The following is a 16969-nucleotide window of genomic DNA, read 5'->3' on the forward strand; positions in this document are numbered from 1 at the left end:
ACATTGAATGTAATTCAAAAGTAACCGAGGATTTTACAAAAAATATGCATAAATTGTAAGTATCTTTACAGCTTAATAGCACAGAGTTCTAAAAAATGCCAAACTAAGGGATGATAGTAAAAAAATGATATTGGTTATTATGCTTTTTTAAATAAATAAAGTACTATGTGTTAATTGATTTTTTGTGCTATAAAATAGTTTAGATAAAATGTTATACTAATAAGTAAAACGGTAAACCTAGCTTTTCAAGTGATATTAATTTGTATTTACTAAGAATAACTAAAAAATTTACAGGTGTTATACTCCGTAATCATTTTTATTCAAAAATAGTTTTGAATAATTTGAGTCTATATTTAATTTAATTCTGAGATGGTTATTATGGATAATTTACGTATTGTTCTAATTGTTGTTGCGTCCTTGGTCATTATTGCATTATTGATTCACGGATTTTGGATCAATAAAAAGGAGCGCTCTTCTTTATTTAATTCTGATAAAAGGAAGAAAAACCAGCAAAATACTCAACAGTATGAAAATAGCTATATCGATGATATAGAAGAAGATGATGTGATATTAATCACACCTAAAAACAAAAAAAATAGTGAAAGTGTAGATAAAAACACACCGGATGAACTCGTTCAAGAAACCATGCCTAAGCAAGAGGATCTATTTGTTAATAATCATCATCAAGAGCCAACAACACAAGCGCCAGTTTCTAAAGAGCCAAATATAAACTTGAATCATGATCTATTTGACGATGAACCGTCAAAAGTTGAAGCTCAACCTGATGTATCAATTGAAAAAGCTGATGCTAAACGGGAAGATAAAATTCAACCGGCTACACAAAAAACAAAACAAGAAAAACTTAACATCAATAAAAATGATGAAGATAAAACCGAAATCATTATCTTGAACATTAAAGGCATCAACGGTAAGTTATTACAAGGCGATGTATTATTAGGCAGTATTATGCAATCAGGGTTTCAATTTGGCGATATGCGAATTTTCCATCGGCATGTTGACCCTGCTGGTAATGGTCCAATACTCTTTAGTTTGGCAAATATGGTTAATCCAGGCTATCTCGATCCTGAAACCATGCATGAATTTACAACGCCAGGGGTTTCAATTTTTATGGTTGCACCGACTCAAGGTAACAATCAACAAAACTTTAAACTGATGCTACAAACTGCCCAACGTATTGCTGACGATGTTAATGGTGTTGTGTTAGATGATGAATATCATATGCTGACACCGCAAAAAATTGATAGTTACAAAGAGCGTATCAAAAAAGCGTGTAACGAAATTTAATCCCAACGTCTTTTCAGTAATGATTCTTCAATACCACCTTCAATGTAATTTGAGGGTGGTAATTAAAACTTTGAACAGCTTATAAAATTGGCTGTTTGGAAATAATAATTGTCTTATCTGACAAAATCAGAGTAATAGGAATGTGATAATCTTTTAACGCTCATGTATTAATTTAAGAGTCGAACACTATGCCATTATCAAATAAACCCGAAAATACTGCACACCAAACTATACCGAATGAAGATATCAAACAACAAATAGTATCATTACGTGCTTTAATTAGACATCACGAATACTGTTACTATGTTCTTGATACCCCTGAAATCCCGGATGTGGAGTATGATAAATTATTCAAACAACTTCAATCATTAGAAAAGCAATATCCGTCGCTAATTACACCTGACTCGCCCACCCAACGAGTAGGCGGTAGTCCGTTAGGGCAATTCTCAACGATTAGGCATCAAATACCAATGTTATCGTTGGATAATGTATTTGATGAATCTAGTTTTCTTGCTTTCAATAAACGAATTAAAGACCGATTGAATTTACCGGAAAACCACTCTGTTGAATATTGCTGTGAATTAAAACTTGATGGATTAGCGGTAAGTTTACTCTATGAAAAGGGTAAATTTGTACAAGCGGCAACCCGCGGTGATGGCACAACAGGGGAAGATATTACAGCTAATGTTAAAACAATTAAAACGATTCCTTTAGTGTTAATTGGTGACAATATCCCTGAACGTTTGGAAGTTCGAGGCGAAGTGTTTATGACACATAAAGGATTTGAAAAACTCAATGCCGATTCGCAAAAACATAATGAAAAACTATTTGCAAATCCTCGTAATGCCGCAGCCGGATCACTACGACAATTAGATCCTAAAATTACCGCTAAAAGACCTTTAACCTTTTTTTGTTATGGGGTTGGTATTGTTGAAGGTGCTACGTTACCCGATACCCATTATCAACGTTTGATGCAGTTTAAGGCATGGGGATTACCCGTTAGTAATAAAGTTGAAATTCGCCAAGGCGCACAAGCTGCGCTAAATTATTTTAATCAGGTTGGTCAAGAAAGAATGTCACTTGGGTTTGACATCGACGGCGTTGTGATTAAGGTTAACAGTATTTCATTACAAAATGAGCTTGGCTTTGTAGCCAGAGCACCGCGTTGGGCAACAGCATTTAAGTTTCCGGCGCAAGAAGAAGTGACGCAATTAAAAAAAGTTGACTTCCAAGTTGGAAGAACCGGCGCGATAACACCAGTTGCAAGATTAGAACCTGTTTCAGTTGCCGGCGTTATTGTCAGTAATGCTACCCTCCACAACAACGATGAAATAATCAGATTAGGCATTCGTGAAGGCGATTATGTTACAATACGTAGAGCCGGAGATGTTATTCCCAAAATTGTCTCGGTAATACTAGATCGTAGACCCACTGATAGTAAAGCCATCACCTTTCCAACTCATTGCCCAATTTGTGGCTCGTTAATTGTTCGAGATGAAGGACAAGCGATATCACGCTGTGCGGGTGGATTAATTTGTCCAGCTCAACGAAAAGAAGCGCTTAAACATTTTGTTTCACGCCGAGCGATGAACGTTGATGGTATGGGCGATCGACTCATTGAGCAGCTTGTCGATAAAGATTATGTTAAAACACCTGTTGATCTCTATAAATTAACACTGCCAATTTTATGCTCTTTAGATAAAGTAGGCGAAAAATTGGCTAATAACTTATTAAATGCATTAACCACATCCAAAAATACGACATTAAACCGTTTTATTTTTGCATTGGGTATTCCTAATGTGGGTGAAGTAACGGCTGAAAATTTAGTTAATCAATTAGGTGATTTAAAAGCGATTGAAAGCGCTTCACTTGAACAATTACAAACCGTCAATGATATTGGTGCAGTAATTGCCGAAAGTATTATTGATTTCTTTCAAGAACCGCATAATCGTGATGTCATAACACAATTAACGAGCGATGAAATCGGTATTCATTGGCCTGCGGTTTCCCCACAATCTCCAATTAGTAACATCGATTCACCATTTTTAGGTAAAACTGTGGTGCTAACAGGTACATTATCGAGTTTAACCCGTGATGAAGCAAAAGATAAATTAAAACAATTAGGCGCTAAAGTGGCGGGTAGCGTATCTAAAAATACCGATATTGTTGTTGCTGGTGAATCTGCCGGTTCTAAATTAGACAAAGCACAACAGCTGGGTATAACAATCATTGATGAGCAAGAGTTTATCAATTTACTCAATGAATAAATATAAAATATACTGGCATCTACTTCACTATTTATTGAAAATAGTGAAGCAGCGAAAACCAAGGAGAATGTCATGCCATTATTAGATAGTTTTAAAGTCGATCATACTAAAATGAAAGCACCTTTTGTCCGTATTGCTAAAACAATGAAAACCCCTAAAGGTGATGATATTAGTGTATTTGATCTTCGTTTTACTGTTCCCAATAAAGAGTTATTGCCAGAAAAAGGCATTCATACATTAGAACATCTATTTGCAGGATTTATGCGCGATCATCTTAATAGTGATAAAGTCGAAATTATTGATATCTCGCCAATGGGATGTCGAACCGGATTTTATATGAGCCTTATTGGTAAACCTGATGAATCATTAGTGGTTGATGCATGGCTAAAATCTATGCATGATGTTTTAAAAGTTGAATCACAAAAACAGATCCCCGAATTAAATGAATATCAGTGTGGGACTTATAAAATGCACTCATTAGATGAAGCGAAAGTAATTGCAGATAAAATTATTCAGTCAGGAATTGGAATTTGCAATAATCATGATATTGCATTAACTGAAGAACAACTTGTGAAAATTAATCAATAAGGAAATAATATGCCAAACGTTGTTATTGACTTTTTAGAAGGTCGCACTATAGAACAAAAAAGAGAAATGGCTAAACGTGTAACCAATGCTATTGCCGAAACTCTAAATTGTAAGCCTGAAGCAGTCCAAATTATTATGCACGAAATTTCAAAAGACCAAATTGCGAATGGTGGCGTTTTGCGGTGCGATAAAGATTAATTAAACCCAAAACTCAATTTAAAAATGACAAGCCTTGTCATAATTTAAGCACACTATCCATATTTAGTATAAAACCTTAAAGATCATTGTGTTTTTAAGGTTTATTTAGTCTAAATCTTTGGCAACGTTTGTAATATTTAACATGATATAAAATACTTAGTGATTGCAATGAAGGTGAAGTAAATGCCCCATTTTACTGACTTTGGTTGCCAAATAGTGCTCATTATTAGGATTTTCACCCACTTCTAACGGCACCCTTTCAGTAATTTTTATGCCTGCTTGTTCAAGCACTCTTATTTTTTCAGGATTATTGGTTAATAGTCTAATATCAGATACACCAAGTAATGTTAGCATGTCTGCGCAAAGCGTAAAGTCACGTTCGTCAGCAGCAAAACCCAGTTGTTCATTAGCTTCTACTGTATCTAGTCCTTGATCTTGCAGTGCGTAAGCGCGAATTTTATTAAGCAAACCAATATTTCGACCTTCTTGACGATGATAAAGTAAAATTCCCCGTCCTGCTTGTGCTATCTGTTTTAAAGCCGCCTCTAGCTGAAAACCACAATCACAACGTAAACTAAATAGCGCATCGCCAGTTAGACACTCTGAATGAATTCTTGTTAATACAGGCTGTTTATTTGCAATATCACCCAAAACTAACGCCACATGATCCTTGCCAGTTGCAATTTCTTCAAATCCCACAATAGTGAAACATCCCCATGGGGTTGGCAGTTTTGCTTGTGCAACAAGTTTTAATTGCATCATTATCTCCGTATTGAATAAAACTTAAATAGAATTTTTTAAAAAACTCTCTTCCATGCTAAAATATATAGCAATTTGTGCTTAATTGAGTTTTTAAATGGGGTTAATAATAAAAAAAACAATAGCCACACTGGCTATTTTCTTAGTTATACCTTTAGTCATTATAGCTATAAATTGGCATTGGCAACCAGAATCATTAAATAATACATCCCAATTTTTTTTCGTCATAACAGAAACGGCAAGTTTTCCTTGGGCAATAATAACATCATTCGTTTTTTTTATCCTGTTTTGCCTATTATTAAACATTAAAACGACAAAAAAAATAGTATTAATAGGAATACTTCTTGTGGGTGCAATATTAACTGGGCAAATGATTAAAGCTGTTATTAAATCTCAAACAGCAGAATCTCGGCCCTATGTATTATGGATGAATAAACAATATCAATTGAGTGATGATAAATTTTATTCGTTGGCTAAATCGGAAAAAAAACAACTCATTGATCAGTTATTGACTAATTCCAACATAATCCCAACTTGGTTACGTCAACATTGGCAAAACGAAACAGGTTATTCATTTCCATCGGGACATACTTTATTTGCAGTAACATGGGCCTTTTTAGCAGTGACATTATTAGGCTTTAAACGCCATTATATTGTGGTCTATATGTTGATTATTTGGGCATTATTAATTGAAATTAGTCGATTATGTTTGGGTATGCACAGCCCAATTGATCTGTTGTGTGGTATTTTAGTTGCTTGGATCATTTCATTAATTTGCTATTTTTATGCACAAAAATATCATATAGTAGATAACTGATAATTAGCGTAAACAGTGTTGAAAAAATATTTGAGAATAACGCTCATTTTAAATAACGTTAAAATAATAAAAAGGTTATTATTATGAAATTTATTATATCCATTCTATTGATAATTATTATTTTTACCCTATCTATTTCGATAGGCGCATTCAATGATGAAGTGGTAACATTTAACTATTTATTTGCTAAAACCGAATTAAGATTATCAGTTTTATTGGCTCTATTTTTTGGCTCTGGCTTTATCGTTGGAATGATATTAACAGGAATTTTCTTTATTAAATTAAAACTACAACATTCTTCAACAAAACGTAAATTAAGTAAATTACAGAAAAAATATGATGATAGTATAGCTGATCATCAAAAAGATAATTTAATTAAACATCATCAAGAATAAAATATTATGTTTGAATTGTTATTTCTATTATTACCTATTGCTGCCGCTTATGGTTGGTATATGGGCGATAGAAATGCTAAACAAAAATATGCAAATCAATCAAATCGACTATCTCGAGAATATGTAGATGGTCTTAATTTTCTTTTATCTAACCAAAAAGATAAAGCTGTCGATCTGTTCCTCGATATGCTTAAAGAAGATGAAGGCACGTTAGAAGCGCATCTGACTTTAGGCAATTTATTTCGTTCTCGTGGTGAAGTAGATAGAGCGATACGAATCCATCAAGCATTAATGGAAAGTTCATCCCTCTCTTTTGAACAACGATTACTAGCCATTCAACAACTTGGGCGTGATTATATGGTTGCAGGTCTTTATGACCGCGCTGAAGAGATGTTTTTACAACTCATTGATGAAGAAGATTTTCAACAACATGCTTTACAACAACTTATTTTTATTTATCAATCAACCAGTGAATGGATTAATGCAATTAATACTGCCACCAAGTTGGTTAAGCTTGGCAATACAAAATACAAAACAGATATAGCTCAATTTTATTGTGAGTTAGCTTCGCTAGCTATTGCCAATGAAGACCTTGAAAAAGCGTATAGTTTATTACAAAAATCGGCAGCAGCCGATGCTAAGTGTGCTCGAACCTCACTGATGTTAGGTCGCGTCTTGATTGTGCAAAATAAAATTGAACAAGCAATTGAATCATTCAAACAGATACTTGAACAAGATAAAGCCTTTATTGGTGAAGCTTTACCTTTATTAAAAGAGTGTTATCTTAAATTAAATAAAGCAGATGAATTTGAGCAATTTTTGCAATTATGTGTTGATCAAGATTCAGGCAATGTTGCTGAACTAATGCTTGCCGATATCATTGAAAAAAAGAGAGGTCTTGATGCAGCCCAGAACTATATGTATCGAGAATTATTAAAACACCCTAATTTAAAAGGGTTTTATCGTTTAATGGATTACCATGTTGCCGATGCCGAACAAGGTCGAGCAAAAGAGAGCCTATTATTGTTACGTAATATGGTAGGTGAGCAAATAAAAATCGTACCGAATTATCGTTGTCAAAAATGTGGATTTACGGTTAATTCAATTTACTGGTTATGCCCTGGTTGTCGTTCATGGTCTACCATCAAACCTGTTCGTGATTTTGAACAGCATTCTGAAAAATAAAGAGTTTTTTATGTTTTTAATCGATTCGCACTGTCATTTAGATAGTTTAGACTTTAATACTAAGTCAATTGAGCAAGTACTACAAAAAGCAACTGAAAATGACGTTAAACACTGCTTAAGCGTAGCAACAACCTTATCTGGTTATGAATCAATGAAGCGCTTACTGACACCTTATATTAATCAATGTTCTTTTTCGTGTGGTATTCATCCCCTTAATCTTGATGACGAACCTTATGACGCTAACCGCTTCGAAAATTTAGCCAAAGAAGAGAATGTTGTCGCATTAGGTGAAACAGGACTTGATTACTATTATCAGCAAGATAATCTAGAGCTTCAACAACATAATTTTATTGAACATATACGTCTTGGTAGAAAGCTTGGCAAGCCAATCATCGTCCATACCCGAAATGCCAGACAAGATACATTAACAATCTTAAAAGAACAACACGTCCATTCAGGTGTGTTACATTGTTTCACCGAAGATATTGATACGGCAAAAAAACTATTAGATTTAGGTTTTTATATCTCTTTTTCAGGAATTATTACCTTCAAAAATGCCGAAGCGTTAAGAGAAGTGGCAAAATTTGTGCCATTGGATCGTATCTTAATCGAAACTGATTCCCCCTATTTAGCTCCAGTACCTTATCGTGGTAAAGAAAACCAACCGGCTTATGTTCGGGAAGTCGCGCAATATTTATCTGCATTGAAAGGTGTTTCTTTAGAAGAAATAGCACAACAAACTACCGATAATTTTTGTCAATTATTCAATCTTCGAGGGAAGTTAAATGAAATATAAATTAGCTATTGATTGGGATGATTTTTTAACAAACTATTGGCAAAAAAAACCCGTTATTTTACGAAAAGCCTTTGCTGAGTTTATTGATCCAATCACACCCGATGAACTTGCTGGACTTGCAATGGAAGAAGAGCTAGATAGCCGGATTGTGACGAATAAAAATGGAAAATGGGATGCTAAATTTGGTCCTTTTACACATTACAATGATCTCGGTGAAGATCACTGGAGTTTATTAGTGCAAGCGGTAGATCATTGGCATGAACAGGCAGCAACTTTAGTTGAACCATTTAAGTGTATTCCTCACTGGCAATTTGAAGATCTTATGATTTCTTATGCAACAAAAGGGGCTGGCGTTGGGCCGCATATTGATAACTATGATGTTTTTATCATTCAAGGTATGGGACGTCGACGTTGGCAAGTTGGCGATCGTAATCCTAATTACAAACAGTTTAGTGCTCACAAAGCGCTATTACATGTAGAAGCTTATCAGCCGATTATTGATGAAGAAATCACTGCCGGTGATATTTTATATATTCCAATTGGCTTTCCACATAATGGTGTATCAATTGGCGAATCACTAAGTTATTCAGTCGGCTTTAGGACGCAAACTTCACAAGAATTATTAAGTGGCTTTGCTGATTACGTTATTGATAATTTACCAAATGGGATTTTTTATCAAGATCCAGACTTAAAATTACCAAGCGATCCTTATCGTATCGAGCCATATGAGCTAGAAAAACTACAAGGGCAAATGATCGACCTCATCAAAAACCCAGACTTATTCAATGACTGGTTTGGTAAGCACATCACAATACCTATGCATGATCTCAATATCATCCCAGCTGATCCCGCCTATGAGCTAGATGAATTTGAAGAAATTCTAAAATCTGGTGCTGAACTACATCGTGTACCGAGTATACGTATTGTAAAAATAGAGGATACGGCTTATATCAATGGTGAAAAAATACCCTTACCAATGGAAACCATCGACCGATTATGTGAAACCGATGTACTTCACTACGAACAATTACAAGATGAACAGACCCTAAATGTCATGTTAAAATTGGTTAATCTTGGTTACTGGTATTTTGACGAAGAGTAAATTTTGTTCAAAAACTATTGGCTAAAAAAAGCCACCCGAAAAAACTGCAAAATGGCGAAATTATCGGCTAATTTGTCTAAAAAATTAGATAGTTATAAAATTTAACCAAATAATTTCGCCTTAATAAAAATAAACAAAATAAAACCGACTAATTTCGGCTTTTCATTTGGATTTTTATTACTTTTAAGTATATACTTGCCCCGCTTTTTAATACCCGCCTGTTTAATGATGAATTACATCATAAATGCTTTTTATTAGTGAACGATCTTTTTAACAACTAGAGGTACACATGAATAATGAAACAATCCTAGTCAAGCAAGCCGAAAGTGAAAACCAGAAAATAACCCCATATCAAAAAAAGACGCTTTTCGCATCTACAGTTGGTTATGCATTAGATGGTCTAGACATGATGATTTTAGGTGTTTGTTTTAGTCTCATCGCTGCGACCTATAATCTGACAAAAGCAGACCTTGGTACTTTAACCTCATTCACGCTTTTAGGTGCGGTAATCGGCGGTATTTTATTTGGCATACTCGCTGACAAATTTGGGAGGGTAAGGGTTTTCTCTTGGACTATTTTAATTTTCTCTTTATTTACTGGACTTTGTGCACTCGCCCCTAATTACGAATGCTTTTTAATTTTTCGATTTTTAAGTGGGCTCGGTCTTGGTGGTGAATTTGGCATTGGTATGACGCTTGTTTCAGAAAGTTGGCCTAAAAGCAAACGCTCAAGAGCAACCTCTATTGTCGCATTAGGCTTCCAATTAGGTATTATCTTAGCAGCACTAACAGTCAACTTTATTGGTGAAATTTATGGTTGGCGCTGGGCTTTTGCGATGGGAGTATTGCCTGCATTATTTGTTGCTTGGACCCGTAAAGGACTAAAAGAACCCGAAATTTGGCAAAATTTAAAAGATCAAAATAAAAATAAAATCGCAATTAACAAGTTATTTAAAACACCAAAAACGACAGCCACTACTATTGGTTTAACCATAGCCTGCGCGGTACAGAATTTTGGCTTTTATGGACTGATGGTTTGGATGCCAAACATGATTGCAACTGAATTAAAATTACCGTTCAAAAACACTATGTTTTGGACCATCTCAACAACGATTGGGATGTCATTAGGGATTTTAATCTTTGGTTGGCTATGTGACAAATTTGGTCGACGCCCTTCTTATATTGTTTTTTTACTGGTTTCCGCTATATCGATTTGGTTTTACTTTCATCAAACAGATATGGTGATCCTGATTATATTTGGTTCTGTAATTGGCTTTTTTGTCAATGGAATGATGGGCGGTTATGGCGCATTGCTTGCTGAACACTACCCAACAGATGCAAGGTCAAGTGCCGAAAACATTATTTTTAATGTTGGACGAGGAATTGCTGGCATATCGCAAGTTTTGATTGCTTATTTAGCCACTGTTTATTCTATAAGCTATGCCTTAGCGTTACTTTCTACCGCTTATTTACTTTCTGCGGCTGCATTTATCTTTTTAATCCCCGAAACAAAAGGTAAAACATTAGAATAATACAAAAAACAGGGCTATTGCCCTGTGTAAATGACTTATAAGATTAATCAAAAAAATATTAATTAGTGTTACATGAAGCAGGGGTTAATGTTACGCTAAATATCTTCTCATCATTAATATAATAGCTATGAACGGCACCATTAGGAAATGCATCTCTGAACTCTTTAATTTGTTGATTATTCGAACAGTAAACCTTTTTCAAGCTTTCAGTTGTCATTTTTTCAGTTTCAGGGATTTGCAATGAATCTTTAGATACATTAATGGTATAACGATAATTAATTACATCATTATCTTTAAAGATATCAACTAAGCTAGTATTTGAATCAACTTTAGCTGGGAGTACTTTTTTTGCCTCACTAATAACTAAATCTTGTAATTTAGTAAGATCAGCTTTATCAGGCGTTTTTACCTTATTACTATTATCACAACCGAACAAAACAACACACATTAATGCCATTGAAGTGATTTTTAAGAATTTCATATAATATATTCCTTAGTTATTATTTAGTTGATTATAAATTAGATAGTTCTATAAACGTATATAGCGCATTTTTTATATTATTGCCACTAAATTTATGTACAGACAATAAAGTTATTGAATATTCTTCGCCAACACATAAAACTTGTAACACATTAATTGAAAAAAGCGACAAAAAGCTAACAGGCTTTTACTAGTGATAGTTACCCCATCGATTCATCTATGAAAAACATAACTAATTTTTTCTCATAGCCATTTTTTAAAAATTAAAGCGTAACTTGCACTGTTGAGCGATTTTTTCAATTAACTATCTACATAAAAAGGGCTTTAATTCGCCCTTTTAACATAAAATTACCCATAACTTTACAATGATTTGCAACCATTGAAAGCATTATTTATTATCGCAGTCACTTGGTTTTAACGTTAACGTTAATGCTTTATCGTTATTGATGTAATAATTATGAGTCTCCCCTTGAGTAAAAGCAGATCTTATTGCGCTAATGCCAATATCTTTACTGCAATAGAAAGTTTTCAATTTAGCCAACATTGCATTTTGATTAGCCTGAGCTTGTAATGCATCTATAGTGAGGTTGTTTACCGAATATTTATAACTAATCATATTATCGTCTTTCGCAACATCGACTAAAGTGACATTTTGATCGACATCTGAAGGTAATTTTTGTTTTACTGCTTTGATAATAAGATCTTGAGCAAGATTATAATTACCGTCCTTTATTTGATTTAAAATATTTTCTGTTTCTAACTTCGTTTTTTCATATAGATCTTGAGCTTTGTCACCCACGGCTGAACTCGTGTCTACCACTTGTTGCTTAATATCATCCATCTTAGATTTTGAATCATCACAATTAACTAAAAATAACCCCATTATTGATAAAACGATTACTTTGTATGTTTTCATTATAAAACCCTTTTAAATATGGTGAATTGTTGAATATTTCTAATGCCTAAAAATGGCGGCATCTAAATAATTTAATGTTCATAAAACTCATTGATTAAACTTCAATTGTTAGTGGTTGATAAATCAATTTGCTTATCATGGCAGTTATGGATTAATTAGTGTGATAACCACCTGTTACACCATAAGTTTCGGCTGTAGTATAACTGGATTCTTCGCTTGCCAAATGTACATAAACGCCACACAGTTCAACAGGTTGTCCAGCGCGTTGTAAAGGTGTTTGTTTACCAAATTCTGGAATGGCTTCACTTGGTTGTCCACCGCAAATTTGTAATGGCGTCCAAACAGGTCCGGGAGCAACACAATTTACGCGAATGCCTTTACTAGCCAATTGTTTAGCCAATCCGCGAGAGAAGGCAATAATAGCAGACTTGGTTGAAGCATAATCAAGAAGATTTCCACTCGGTTGGAATGCTTGAACTGATGAAGTAGTAATGATTGTTGAGCCTGGTTTTAAATAATTTAACGCCTCTTTAACTACCCAAAATAATGAAAATACGTTTATTTCAAACGTTTTTACAATTTGCTCAGTGGTCAATTTCGCAATATCTTCGACTGCAGTTTGTTTACCAGCAACCAATGTTAAGTTATCTAATCCACCAAGCTTATCATGCGCTTGTTTAACCAGTTTTTTACAAAAAGATTCATCACTTAAATCACCTGGAATCAATACCGCTTTGCGGCCAACAGATTCAATTACTTTAGCTACATCCTCAGCATCCTTTTGTTCAAACGGAAGATAGTTTATTGCTACATCAGCGCCCTCTTTAGCATACGCGATTGCCGCAGCACGACCTATGCCAGAATCCCCACCGGTTACTAACATTTTTCGACCGGCTAAACGTTGGTGCCCTTGGTAACTTTTTTCACCACAGTCAGGAATGGGTTTCATCTCACATTGAAGCGCGGGAGCGGTTTGTTTCTGCTTTTGAAATTTTGTATGATGATATTTTGTTGTTGGATTACAAATTTGTTCACTCATCGTTTTTTCTCCTAAGTTAAATACGTTTATATAAAAACCAAAATAACTTAAATAAAATTATTAAAATAAAACAAAATACTATTTCGAAAAATTATGCAGTAAATAAATTAAATATATGTGATGGAAAAACTTACTATTTGTTTTTATATCATCACCCTTATGTAGGAATGGGAATATTGGGTGAATTGTTACAGATAGCTATCCTTGGCAGGTTAATAGGACCGTGAATAATATTAAACGTTGAATTATTTATTGGCTAAATATTATTCTTTTTTAGTCTAGCAAATAAATTAATATTAAGCCAGATATAACCAATTACATTACCTTGTTATGATTTGAATTCGTCAGTTTATTAAAACTGAAATGTTGTATATTAAGCATAAATATACTAACTGTCTTTCTGTGTAGTAATTAGACGTGACCGATTTAATCTTCATCACAGTCATCAGGTTGTATTTCAACTATGATTATTTCTTGTTCATCAATATAATAATGATAGTTTGCGCCATTTGGAAAAAAATGCTTTAGCTGTTTCACTTCATCATTATCACTACAATAAGTTTTAAGCAATTTATCACGAATCGTATCTTGAGTTGTTGGCAATAAGAGAGCATATTTAGAAATATTTTTTACTTCGTATTTATAATTAATAACGTTATCTTTTTTGTAAATATCAACCAAAGTGGTAAGCGCATCAACAAATATGGGTAATTTTTTTTTAACAGGATTAATGACTAAATCATCAACTGTGCTATTTTCCTTTGATGATGAACTAGTATTATTATTCTCATTTGAAGGTGAATCATTTTTCTTATTATCACAATTAATTAACAAACAACACATTAATAGCAAAGCAATTATCTTAAAATTCGTCATATTTGTCTTTCCCTTTTAATTACTGAATAACCGATACTTTTGTATATAAATTTTATGCAGTCTTCTTGAAAAGATAATGAAGAACGTTAGAAAATATTATTAATAAAACAGCGATAAAACATCGCTAAAATAGCGCATTAATCTGATTGAAAAATAATTATTAGAATTACTTAGTTTTGGTTCTGAAATAATGTTTAATTAATAATAACATTTAACACTGTATCGCTAATCGATAAAATCGCTGCTTTATAATTTGTGACTAAGCTAAAAGTTAACTATAAACGACTATTATTGATGTGTGACAAAAAATTTTTACTGTTTAAACTGATCTTATATTAATCTATTTTTATTTTATTGAATAGAGACAACAATTCAATTAATTGATCGTATTCGATGACGTTATTGTTACCTCGTTTTACCAAAAATTTTCACAAGCTATACTCATTAATTAAAAAAAAGTTGCACTTTTTTTAAAAACGAGTATTTTGTTAAAAATAACTTTTTGAAAATGACATAATTTTAATATATAAGCTTATGAACTTTTTACGTAAAAACGTCCTCATTAATATCCTAGTCAGCGTGGTCATTATTCCTGCGCGGGGGCGTTTTTCGATGTAAAAATATGTTTATACATAGAATTAAAACCCCCGCCCCCAAAAGCGGGGGTTTTTTTATGAATAATAAATGAGCTGAATAAAATAAGTGAGGAAGAAATGTTAGGAACACAGTGGATAGTAAAAACCTTAAAAGAAAAAGGCGTCACCACCGTTTTTGGATATCCTGGTGGACAAATTATGCCTCTTTATGACGCTCTTTATGATGGTGGTATTGAACATGTTTTATGCCGCCACGAACAAGGTGCGGCTATGGCAGCCATAGGCTATGCTAGGGCCACCGGCAAAATTGGCGTTTGTATTGCAACTTCTGGACCTGGGGCAACCAATATTATTACCGGACTTGCTGATGCGTTGATTGATTCGGTTCCAATTGTTGCCATAACTGGGCAAGTTCCAAATAAATTAATTGGTACCGATGCATTTCAAGAAGTGGATGTTTTGGGATTATCATTAGCTTGCACTAAACACAGTTATTTAATTGATCAAGCAGAAAACTTACCCAACATTTTAGAAGAGGCTTTTTATTTAGCTAATTCAGGCAGGCCAGGACCAATACTTATTGATGTTCCTAAAGATATTCAGCTTGCAGATCTTAATTATCAAAAATATTTATCGCCAATCACAACTCAACGTAATCTTACTAATACTACAAAATCAAATATCTCCCCTGCTGACATTGAACTTGCTAAAACCATGATATCCCAAGCTAAAAAACCCATGCTATATATTGGCGGTGGGGTTGGTTTATCTGGCGCGATTGATGAGCTTAGACAGTTTATGAATTTTACTCAAATACCAAGTGTATCAACACTTAAAGGTTTGGGCGCTGCTGATATTAATAACCCTTATTATCTAGGGCTAATTGGTATGCATGGTTCAAAAGCAGCTAATTTAGCTGTGCAAGAGTGTGATCTATTAATTGCTTTAGGTGTAAGGTTTGATGACCGGGTCACTGGCAATTTAAATGAATTTGCTCGACATGCCAAAGTGATTCACATCGATATTGATCAAGCTGAAATTAATAAATTAAAGCAAACCCATTTAGGATTACAAGGTGATATTAAAAACGTTTTACCACTGATTCATCAAACTGTTGCAATAGATGACTGGCATAACAAAATTCAAGAATTGAAAAACCTATATCCAACTCGTTATGATCATCCTGGCGATCCAATTTATGCACCAGCATTATTAAAAACACTATCTGAGCGAAAATCACCCACTACAATTGTAACAACCGATGTCGGTCAACACCAAATGTGGACGGCACAACATATGCAATTTAATGATCCCAAAAATTTTATTACCTCAAGTGGACTCGGCACCATGGGATTTGGATTACCTGCGGCAATTGGCGCTCAACTCGCCAGACCTAATGACTGTGTAATTTGTATTTCTGGTGATGGTTCTATCATGATGAATATTCAAGAACTCACTACAATTAAACGTAAAAAGTTACCGATAAAGATTGTTTTAATTGATAATCAACGTTTAGGTATGGTTAGGCAATGGCAAGAGTTATTTTTTAACCAACGCTATAGTGAAACTAATTTATCTGATAACCCCGATTTTTTAATGCTAGCCAAAGCATTTGATATAGAGGGTGAAAAAATAACAAAAAAATCTGAAATTGAACCAGCAATAACTAACATGCTCAATTCGCCTAATGCTTATTTATTGCATGTTTGCATTGATGAATTAGAAAACGTTTGGCCATTAGTACCACCAGGTGCATCTAATGAAAATATGTTAGATAAAAAGGGAAACAATAAATGATGAATGAAAGAACGAAACAGCAAATATGCATAAAAGCTTATGACAATTTAGGGGCGCTAGAGCGTATTTTACGTGTCATTCGTCATCGTGGTGCGCATATTGAAAACTTAACAATGCAAATTGAAGATCAACATATTTTTGCCTTAGTGTTGACATGCACCACGGAACGCAGCGTTTCAGCTTTATGCAATCAAATTAACAAATTAGTGGATGTGATTTCAGTTGAAATATGAATTTGTTTCATCGATAACTGTCGATGAAATAATAATTAAAAATAATATAGATATATTTAGAAAGTTAAACAAAGTTAATAGTATAATG

Annotated in this window: 17 protein-coding genes; 12 read left to right on the forward strand and 5 right to left on the reverse strand. The window is 33.8% G+C overall.

Annotated features, from left to right (window positions below; genetic code table 11):
* Positions 1 to 378 precede the first annotated feature (378 nt).
* From zipA to A9G09_RS11080, 4 genes are all read left to right on the forward strand, one after another.
* Positions 379 to 1305 (forward strand): cell division protein ZipA, encoded by a 927-nt coding sequence (gene zipA, locus A9G09_RS11065; RefSeq protein ID WP_176700979.1) that lies wholly within the window; start codon positions 379 to 381, stop codon positions 1303 to 1305.
* Positions 1306 to 1493: 188 nt separating this feature from the next.
* Positions 1494 to 3572, forward strand: a complete 2079-nt coding sequence (gene ligA / locus A9G09_RS11070) for an NAD-dependent DNA ligase LigA (RefSeq protein WP_065634897.1) — start codon at positions 1494 to 1496, stop codon at positions 3570 to 3572.
* Positions 3573 to 3644: 72 nt separating this feature from the next.
* Positions 3645 to 4160, forward strand: a complete 516-nt coding sequence (gene luxS / locus A9G09_RS11075) for an S-ribosylhomocysteine lyase (RefSeq protein WP_065634898.1) — start codon at positions 3645 to 3647, stop codon at positions 4158 to 4160.
* A gap of 9 nt (positions 4161 to 4169) precedes the next feature.
* Positions 4170 to 4358, forward strand: a complete 189-nt coding sequence (locus A9G09_RS11080) for a 2-hydroxymuconate tautomerase (protein ID WP_065634899.1) — start codon at positions 4170 to 4172, stop codon at positions 4356 to 4358.
* 156 nt (positions 4359 to 4514) lie between these two features.
* On the opposite strand, the gene ribA is transcribed toward A9G09_RS11080, so the two are convergent.
* Complete coding sequence (ribA, locus tag A9G09_RS11085) at positions 4515 to 5117, reverse strand: GTP cyclohydrolase II (protein ID WP_065634900.1); 603 nt, start codon at positions 5115 to 5117, stop codon at positions 4515 to 4517.
* A 346-nt stretch (positions 5118 to 5463) separates the two neighbouring features.
* Between ribA and A9G09_RS11095 the strand changes: the two genes are divergently transcribed.
* The 6 genes from A9G09_RS11095 to A9G09_RS11120 all read left to right on the forward strand — a co-directional run bounded on the left by A9G09_RS11095 (position 5464) and on the right by A9G09_RS11120 (position 10943).
* On the forward strand, positions 5464 to 5934 hold the full coding sequence (locus tag A9G09_RS11095; protein WP_065634902.1) for a phosphatase PAP2 family protein: 471 nt from the start codon (positions 5464 to 5466) through the stop codon (positions 5932 to 5934).
* An 83-nt stretch (positions 5935 to 6017) separates the two neighbouring features.
* Positions 6018 to 6329 (forward strand): LapA family protein, encoded by a 312-nt coding sequence (locus A9G09_RS11100; RefSeq protein WP_065634903.1) that lies wholly within the window; start codon positions 6018 to 6020, stop codon positions 6327 to 6329.
* Between the two features lie 6 nt (positions 6330 to 6335).
* The gene (gene lapB / locus A9G09_RS11105; protein WP_065634904.1) at positions 6336 to 7514 is read left to right on the forward strand and encodes a lipopolysaccharide assembly protein LapB; all 1179 of its coding nucleotides are present in this window, start codon (positions 6336 to 6338) and stop codon (positions 7512 to 7514) included.
* A 10-nt stretch (positions 7515 to 7524) separates the two neighbouring features.
* On the forward strand, positions 7525 to 8310 hold the full coding sequence (locus A9G09_RS11110) for a YchF/TatD family DNA exonuclease (RefSeq protein WP_065634905.1): 786 nt from the start codon (positions 7525 to 7527) through the stop codon (positions 8308 to 8310).
* On the forward strand, positions 8300 to 9412 hold the full coding sequence (locus tag A9G09_RS11115) for a cupin domain-containing protein (protein ID WP_065634906.1): 1113 nt from the start codon (positions 8300 to 8302) through the stop codon (positions 9410 to 9412). Before A9G09_RS11110 ends, A9G09_RS11115 begins: the two co-directional genes overlap by 11 nt.
* A 289-nt stretch (positions 9413 to 9701) precedes the next feature.
* Positions 9702 to 10943, forward strand: a complete 1242-nt coding sequence (locus A9G09_RS11120; RefSeq protein WP_065634907.1) for an MFS transporter — start codon at positions 9702 to 9704, stop codon at positions 10941 to 10943.
* A gap of 58 nt (positions 10944 to 11001) precedes the next feature.
* Here the strand turns inward: A9G09_RS11120 and A9G09_RS11125 are convergent, their stop codons facing one another.
* The 4 genes from A9G09_RS11125 to A9G09_RS11140 form a co-directional block, all read right to left on the reverse strand.
* A complete protein-coding gene (locus tag A9G09_RS11125) occupies positions 11002 to 11424 on the reverse strand; it encodes a hypothetical protein (RefSeq protein ID WP_065634908.1) in 423 nt (140 codons plus the stop codon).
* A gap of 388 nt (positions 11425 to 11812) precedes the next feature.
* Positions 11813 to 12340 carry a hypothetical protein gene (locus A9G09_RS11130; protein WP_065634909.1) on the reverse strand — a complete coding sequence of 176 codons (528 nt, stop codon included), beginning with the start codon at positions 12338 to 12340 and terminating at the stop codon, positions 11813 to 11815.
* Positions 12341 to 12491: 151 nt separating this feature from the next.
* Positions 12492 to 13379 (reverse strand): SDR family oxidoreductase, encoded by an 888-nt coding sequence (locus A9G09_RS11135; RefSeq protein ID WP_065634910.1) that lies wholly within the window; start codon positions 13377 to 13379, stop codon positions 12492 to 12494.
* 426 nt (positions 13380 to 13805) lie between these two features.
* The gene (locus A9G09_RS11140; protein WP_065634911.1) at positions 13806 to 14255 is read right to left on the reverse strand and encodes a hypothetical protein; all 450 of its coding nucleotides are present in this window, start codon (positions 14253 to 14255) and stop codon (positions 13806 to 13808) included.
* Positions 14256 to 14968: 713 nt separating this feature from the next.
* On the opposite strand from A9G09_RS11140, the gene ilvG reads away from it, so the two are divergent.
* Positions 14969 to 16648 carry an acetolactate synthase 2 catalytic subunit gene (ilvG, locus tag A9G09_RS11145; protein ID WP_065634912.1) on the forward strand — a complete coding sequence of 560 codons (1680 nt, stop codon included), beginning with the start codon at positions 14969 to 14971 and terminating at the stop codon, positions 16646 to 16648.
* Complete coding sequence (gene ilvM / locus A9G09_RS11150; RefSeq protein WP_176700980.1) at positions 16648 to 16881, forward strand: acetolactate synthase 2 small subunit; 234 nt, start codon at positions 16648 to 16650, stop codon at positions 16879 to 16881. The genes ilvG and ilvM overlap by 1 nt, the downstream gene beginning before the upstream one ends.
* Positions 16882 to 16969 lie beyond the last annotated feature (88 nt).

Source organism: Gilliamella sp. wkB292, from assembly GCF_001690235.1.
Classification (GTDB): domain Bacteria; phylum Pseudomonadota; class Gammaproteobacteria; order Enterobacterales; family Orbaceae; genus Gilliamella; species Gilliamella apicola_F.

Excerpts from the sequence above, each read along its gene's own strand:
- zipA (WP_176700979.1), top strand. The coding sequence starts at position 379 with ATGGATAATTTACGTATTGTTCTAATTGTTGTTGCGTCCTTGGTCATT.
- ligA (WP_065634897.1), top strand. The coding sequence starts at position 1,494 with ATGCCATTATCAAATAAACCCGAAAATACTGCACACCAAACTATACCG.
- luxS (WP_065634898.1), top strand. The coding sequence starts at position 3,645 with ATGCCATTATTAGATAGTTTTAAAGTCGATCATACTAAAATGAAAGCA.
- A9G09_RS11080 (WP_065634899.1), top strand. The coding sequence starts at position 4,170 with ATGCCAAACGTTGTTATTGACTTTTTAGAAGGTCGCACTATAGAACAA.
- ribA (WP_065634900.1), bottom strand. The coding sequence starts at position 5,117 with ATGCAATTAAAACTTGTTGCACAAGCAAAACTGCCAACCCCATGGGGA.
- A9G09_RS11100 (WP_065634903.1), top strand. The coding sequence starts at position 6,018 with ATGAAATTTATTATATCCATTCTATTGATAATTATTATTTTTACCCTA.
- lapB (WP_065634904.1), top strand. The coding sequence starts at position 6,336 with ATGTTTGAATTGTTATTTCTATTATTACCTATTGCTGCCGCTTATGGT.
- A9G09_RS11110 (WP_065634905.1), top strand. The coding sequence starts at position 7,525 with ATGTTTTTAATCGATTCGCACTGTCATTTAGATAGTTTAGACTTTAAT.
- A9G09_RS11115 (WP_065634906.1), top strand. The coding sequence starts at position 8,300 with ATGAAATATAAATTAGCTATTGATTGGGATGATTTTTTAACAAACTAT.
- A9G09_RS11120 (WP_065634907.1), top strand. The coding sequence starts at position 9,702 with ATGAATAATGAAACAATCCTAGTCAAGCAAGCCGAAAGTGAAAACCAG.
- A9G09_RS11125 (WP_065634908.1), bottom strand. The coding sequence starts at position 11,424 with ATGAAATTCTTAAAAATCACTTCAATGGCATTAATGTGTGTTGTTTTG.
- A9G09_RS11130 (WP_065634909.1), bottom strand. The coding sequence starts at position 12,340 with ATGAAAACATACAAAGTAATCGTTTTATCAATAATGGGGTTATTTTTA.
- A9G09_RS11135 (WP_065634910.1), bottom strand. The coding sequence starts at position 13,379 with ATGAGTGAACAAATTTGTAATCCAACAACAAAATATCATCATACAAAA.
- A9G09_RS11140 (WP_065634911.1), bottom strand. The coding sequence starts at position 14,255 with ATGACGAATTTTAAGATAATTGCTTTGCTATTAATGTGTTGTTTGTTA.
- ilvG (WP_065634912.1), top strand. The coding sequence starts at position 14,969 with ATGTTAGGAACACAGTGGATAGTAAAAACCTTAAAAGAAAAAGGCGTC.
- ilvM (WP_176700980.1), top strand. The coding sequence starts at position 16,648 with ATGAATGAAAGAACGAAACAGCAAATATGCATAAAAGCTTATGACAAT.